At 48.4% G+C, this 5,149-nt stretch carries 5 protein-coding genes and 1 pseudogene; 3 read left to right on the forward strand and 3 right to left on the reverse strand.

The genetic code is table 11. The annotated features are described in order from the left end of the window. From Q0241_RS06690 to Q0241_RS06700, 3 genes and pseudogenes are all read left to right on the forward strand, one after another. Nucleotides 1-306, forward strand: a pseudogene (locus tag Q0241_RS06690) (serine--glyoxylate aminotransferase); the annotation flags it as partial. 163 nt (nt 307-469) lie between these two features. Continuing rightward, nucleotides 470-1,453: a GlxA family transcriptional regulator gene (locus Q0241_RS06695; RefSeq protein ID WP_299375017.1), complete on the forward strand. Its 984-nt coding sequence runs from the start codon at nt 470-472 to the stop codon at nt 1,451-1,453. Between the two features lie 95 nt (nt 1,454-1,548). After that, nucleotides 1,549-2,019 carry a hypothetical protein gene (locus Q0241_RS06700; protein ID WP_299375020.1) on the forward strand — a complete coding sequence of 157 codons (471 nt, stop codon included), beginning with the start codon at nt 1,549-1,551 and terminating at the stop codon, nt 2,017-2,019. A 13-nt stretch (nt 2,020-2,032) separates the two neighbouring features. Here the strand turns inward: Q0241_RS06700 and Q0241_RS06705 are convergent, their stop codons facing one another. The 3 genes from Q0241_RS06705 to Q0241_RS06715 form a co-directional block, all read right to left on the reverse strand. After that, on the reverse strand, nt 2,033-2,998 hold the full coding sequence (locus Q0241_RS06705; protein ID WP_299375023.1) for a metal ABC transporter permease: 966 nt from the start codon (nt 2,996-2,998) through the stop codon (nt 2,033-2,035). Further along, nucleotides 2,998-4,212, reverse strand: coding sequence for a metal ABC transporter permease (locus tag Q0241_RS06710; protein WP_299375026.1), 1,215 nt, complete (start codon nt 4,210-4,212; stop codon nt 2,998-3,000). The genes Q0241_RS06705 and Q0241_RS06710 overlap by 1 nt, the downstream gene beginning before the upstream one ends. Nucleotides 4,213-4,280: 68 nt before the next feature. Beyond that, a complete protein-coding gene (locus tag Q0241_RS06715) occupies nt 4,281-5,093 on the reverse strand; it encodes an ABC transporter ATP-binding protein (RefSeq protein WP_299375029.1) in 813 nt (270 codons plus the stop codon). Between the last annotated feature and the right edge of the window lie 56 nt (nt 5,094-5,149).

Raw genomic sequence — 5,149 nt, forward strand, 5'->3', positions numbered from 1 at the left:
CTGTCGACCTGTGCCAAAACGCCTGCATGGCAATCTGATACTGTTACCGGTGTTATGGTTCCTGAAGGGATTGACGGGCAGGAAATCGTTAAGAGGGCTTATCAGGATTATAACCTTTCTCTCGGTGGGGGACTTACCCAGGTTGCCGGAAAGCTATTCCGGATCGGACATCTTGGTGATCTGAATGAATGTATGCTGTTTAGCGCACTTGGCGGGGCCGAAATGGTTATGCGCGATATGGGAATGGATATCGAGCCCGGCAAGGGCGTCGGAGCCGCGATTGAGTATTGGCATAAAAATAAATAGTCAAATACTGCATTTATTTATCAAAGGCTGCCTGTTTCAGGCAGCCTTTCTTGTTTCTACTATTGAAACCTTTGAAAAGGCCGCTTAGAAGGAGAGATGTCGTTTTTTGTGAAAAGCGACAGAATCCATTTATTTTTACTTGTCATTCGTAAAAGAGAACAAAATGTTTCCAGAACCCAAAGAAGGCAAAACCCGACGCGTTGGCTTTTTGCTCCTGCCTGGGTTTTCTATGAACTCTTTTACCTTTGCTATGGAGCCCTTACGTGTTGCGAACAAGGTCGCGCGTGAAGAGCTTTACGATTGTCCAGTTTTCTCGTTGGATGGGAAGAACGTAGAAGCATCAAATGGGTTGCGCTTGGAAGTACAGGGGGATCTGACCTCAGCGAGTGAGCCGGAAAATATTATTCTTTGTGGCGGGCATAATATATCTGGCTTTGACGCCAGTGACTTTTTGCCGTGGCTGAGGGCCGTGGGGCGTCAAGGTAAGATGATCGGTGCGCTTTATACGGCATCTTATTATCTGGCCAAAGCCGGTCTGATTGATAAGACCAATTGCGCAGTTCACTGGGAATATTTATCAGCATTCAAAGAAACCTTTCCCGATATCGAAACATCGAACGAGCTGTTTGAAGTTAGCGCAAAGGGCTTTACCTGTGTGGGCGGCACCGCTGGTCTTGATATGATGCTGAATTTTATTTCTGACCTACACGGGTTTGAGTTGGCCAGAATGGTGGCGGACCAATTCGTGCATGAACGTATTAGAGATCGCCGAGAGTTCCAATACTTTGGTCTTTCCGCCCGCTATTCCATTCAAGATCAACGCCTTTTGCGGGTGATCCAGATTATGGAAGATCACTTGGAAGAACCTTTGAGCCTTGAGGAACTGTCCAAGATTGCTGGGTCATCCCGGCGTCAACTAGAACGTATGTTCAGCAAACAGTTCAATAAATCTCCAGCCAGATATTATAGTGAACTGCGGCTTTATCGGTCGCGACAGTTGATCATGCAAACAAAGATGCGAATTATCGAAGTTGCCTTGGCTTGTGGTTATAATTCGTCGGCACATTTCTCGCGCTGTTATCGTAACTTCTTTGGATGTACACCGCTCTCTGAGCGAAAGCTCCCAAGCCAAAGCCAGAAGTTATAATAAGTATTATCGCTACTAAGCATATTTACGCTGATCCAATTTCTGCCTCTTTTTGCTTATACTCTTCCCTAACGAACAAGAAATGAGGTTACGTTATGAAGCGTCTAATCAGAAAAAGCTTCGCTGCGGCAATTATACCAACCGTTCTTGGTTTGACGGCTGTGGGAGCTACGCCCATGTCGCCAGCCTATGCGGCACAAACGTCGCAAGAGCAGGTTATTGAAGATGTGATCAGTGAAATTGAGCGGACGGTGATTAATCGCTATTTCGGTAAAGATGATCAGACGTCCAAAGACCACAAAAAAAATAAAGGGAAAGGCAAGAAAAAAGGCCTGCCACCTGGTTTGGCTAAAAAGGGAAGCTTGCCCCCGGGCTTGCAAAAACAGCTGGATGAAAAAGGGTCTCTTCCACCCGGCCTAGCCAAGCGTGATCTGCCTGATGACTTACAAAGCAGATTGCCGCGTCGGCCAAATAGCAGATTTGTGATCGTAGATGACGATGTTGTCCTGATCGACATCCTGACGAATAAAGCGCTGGATGTTCTTGAAAACGTTTTACAGAAATAAAATTATTGATGTTTTAAATGTCGGCGGGTTCCTGAAGTGCTTTTCGCTGCTTCAAGAAGCGCCCGAGCGTTCCGTGGTTCGGGGCGAATACCATCGAAAATGCCTGTAAGAGGCACGCAATAACAGCAATCATACCTGCAGCGTTTAACGCATAATTTGCGCCGAGTAAAAAGGGTCCAAAAGCGGCAATCAAATATCCAAGGCAACTAGATAAAAGAGCAAAGAAGGCTGACAAGATGATCTGGGAGCTCAATTTGTCCGTCCACATGCGTGCCGTTGCGGCGGGGCAGATGAACATGGCGATGACAAGAATGGATCCAACTGCATCAAATGCGGCAACAGCAGAGGTTGCAGTTATGATGATCAGGCCAATACTGATATAACGGGCATTGAAGCCCAAGGACGTTGCCATCGCGGGATCAAAGGTTGATATCTTCAGTTCTTTAAAAAAGAGAATAATGACAAGCAGGACGAGAAGGGTAACACCCCCAAGCCTGCTGATACTGCCCGGCATCTGTGCCAGTCCATCTGTTGATAAAATATCAGACCAGTTGTTCAATCCGAACCAGAGAGTAGATTCCAGATTTCCGTACAGGGCGTGTTCGACATCAAGGTGAACACCTGAGGCTCCGGTCTGTTCCAAAATGAGTACGCCAAGAGCAAACATGGATGTAAAAACGACTCCCATGGCTGCGCCGGGTTCTACATTACCAAGGCGGCGGATCACTTCGATCAATAGGGCAGATATCAGCGCCGCGCCCAAAGCACCGAGCAGCATGGGCAATGTATCCAGCGTTCCGGATAAGAGGTAGCCGACCACAATACCCGGCAAAACAACGTGGCTCATGGCGTCGCCAATCAAGCTCTGGCGCCTGAGAACAAGGAAGTTACCGGGGAGGCCACAACAAAGCCCAGCAAGCGAGGCAACCAGTAGTGCCGGGAAATCAATCTGAAGAAAATCTGCGAGAGGTAAATCCATTAGCCGATTTCCTTCTGTGGATTGTCAATCGACATTTCCAGCTCTTTTATTAGATCGCGAGGAAGAATGTCGGTAATCATGGCAAGCGACCAACGGTTTTGAGCGAAGGCTTCTTCCGGATAGTCATTGAGGTATTGATTCCAAAGTGCTTGATCTCTGGACATAGAAGTAACAGTTCTCGCCCCCTTTTTTGTTAGGGTGAGGTCGTTGTTCAAAACGCCTTCACGTTTCAACAAGAATGAGGCCAAAAGAGATAAATCCGGTTGCCCTTTGTCGAAAGATAAAAGGGCACGGCGGCGCGTAATTTTGAGCCTGAAGGAAAACTGTCTTAAGGTCGTGGCAACCACACCTCTTTTCGGGGCGAAAAGGAGAGAGAGTGTAAAGAGCGCCGTGGCTGTCAATACAATAGTTGCACCAGAAGGCAAGTCCGGGGTGAGCGCAGATAACGCTGCACCAAGATAACAGCTCATCCCGCCCGTAAAGGCAGATATTGCAACCATAATGCCCAGGCGATCAGTCCAAAAACGGGCCGCAACGGGTGGGATAATAACAAGCGCGATGATCAGAATGAGTCCTACAGTTTTAAGGCCAATGACAACAACCGCGAGCAATAGGGCCATCATAAGAAGGTCAATTTTACTCACGGCCCAGCCACGTGATGCAGCGTAATCCGGATCAAAACATACCAAGCCAAATTCTTTCATGAACAGGACAGCTAGCACAGTTATGACAAGGGCTGAAGTGGCGATCATTTCGGCTTCACTCTGAAGCATGCTGGCTGTGGAGCCTAGTAAGTAACTCTCCAGACCCGCCTGGCTCCCGCTTTTCAGGGTTTGAATGTAGCTCATCAATACAACGCCCAGACCAAAGAACGAACTGAGCACAGTGCCAATAGCCGAATCTTCTGGAAGGCGTGTGTTGTCCTTGATCCATTGGACTAATAAAACGCCAAGTATACCGCTCAGTGTTGAGCCGATCATGAGAAAAGGAAGGCTTTTGCCTGTCCCTGTCAGGGCAAGGGCAACCAGAAACCCCAGTGTGATGCCGGGAAGAGTTGCATGGCTGATTGCATCGCTGATCAAGGCGCGTTTACGCAAAAGAGAGAAGACACCGACAACTCCCCCTGCAGTGCCAAGTAAGCCAGCACCGAGAAGGACAACATTCGTGTTGTACCCGCTCTGGAAAGTTAGGATTTCAAAAAGTTCCTGAAGCACGATTCTGCCTTTGGTGTTTTCTGGTGATATTTCTGATTTTCAATGCAGGCGGGCTGCGTGGAGCAGGGTCACTCGCAGGCCAGTGACATCAGTCCTGATAGCTCTGAAGGCGCGAGACGTCCACCATAGGCGCGTTGCAGGTTTTCTGAAGTAAAGGCCTTGTGCATGGGACCACTGGCCACGGGCCTTACATTGAGAATCAGCGCGTGATCGAAATAATCCGGGGCGGACTGCAGATCATGGTGAACGCAAATTACGGTTTTCCCTTGATCTTTTAGCTTCTTCAAAACGTTGATAATGGCGCGCTCAGTTGCGGCATCAACACCGACAAAAGGTTCGTCCATAAAATAGAGTAACGCGTCTTGCGCCAAGGCGCGGGCTAGGAAAACACGTTGTTGCTGTCCGCCAGATAGCTGCCCGATCTGCCGATCAGCAAAATCAGCCATGCCGACTTTCTCTAGATAAGAGAGGGCTTTTTCTTTGTGCCTTTTTCGTACAGGTTTCAACCAGCCAATCTCGCCGTAAAGACCCATGGTGACAACATCCAGCGCAGACGCAGGGAAATCCCAGTCTACACTGCCCCGTTGGGGAACGTATCCAATAAGCTTGCGTTGTTTGTCCACAGGCTTACCATAAACGGTGATTTCGCCCGATAGTTTCGGGATCAAGCCAAGAGCTGCTTTGATAAAGGTTGATTTCCCGACACCATTGGGGCCTACGACTGCGACTAAACCTTTCTCAGGTGCAACAAACGAGAGATCCCATACCACCGGTTTATGGTGATAGGAAACAGAAAGGCCTTCGATTGCCAATGGGGCTTTCTTTGCGGCTTCTGAGCTGAGGGATGTACTCGGTTGCAGTTTCAATAGTTTCGCGATCATCGGAAAGTTTCCTGTACAGCCTTAGTTAGCTGTGTGTTGGGTCAAGGTCAATTGTT

This window comes from uncultured Kiloniella sp., from assembly GCF_937128705.1.
Classification (GTDB): Bacteria; Pseudomonadota; Alphaproteobacteria; order Kiloniellales; family Kiloniellaceae; genus Kiloniella.

Excerpts from the sequence above, each read along its gene's own strand:
- Q0241_RS06695 (WP_299375017.1), top strand. The coding sequence starts at position 470 with ATGTTTCCAGAACCCAAAGAAGGCAAAACCCGACGCGTTGGCTTTTTG.
- Q0241_RS06700 (WP_299375020.1), top strand. The coding sequence starts at position 1,549 with ATGAAGCGTCTAATCAGAAAAAGCTTCGCTGCGGCAATTATACCAACC.
- Q0241_RS06705 (WP_299375023.1), bottom strand. The coding sequence starts at position 2,998 with ATGGATTTACCTCTCGCAGATTTTCTTCAGATTGATTTCCCGGCACTA.
- Q0241_RS06715 (WP_299375029.1), bottom strand. The coding sequence starts at position 5,093 with ATGATCGCGAAACTATTGAAACTGCAACCGAGTACATCCCTCAGCTCA.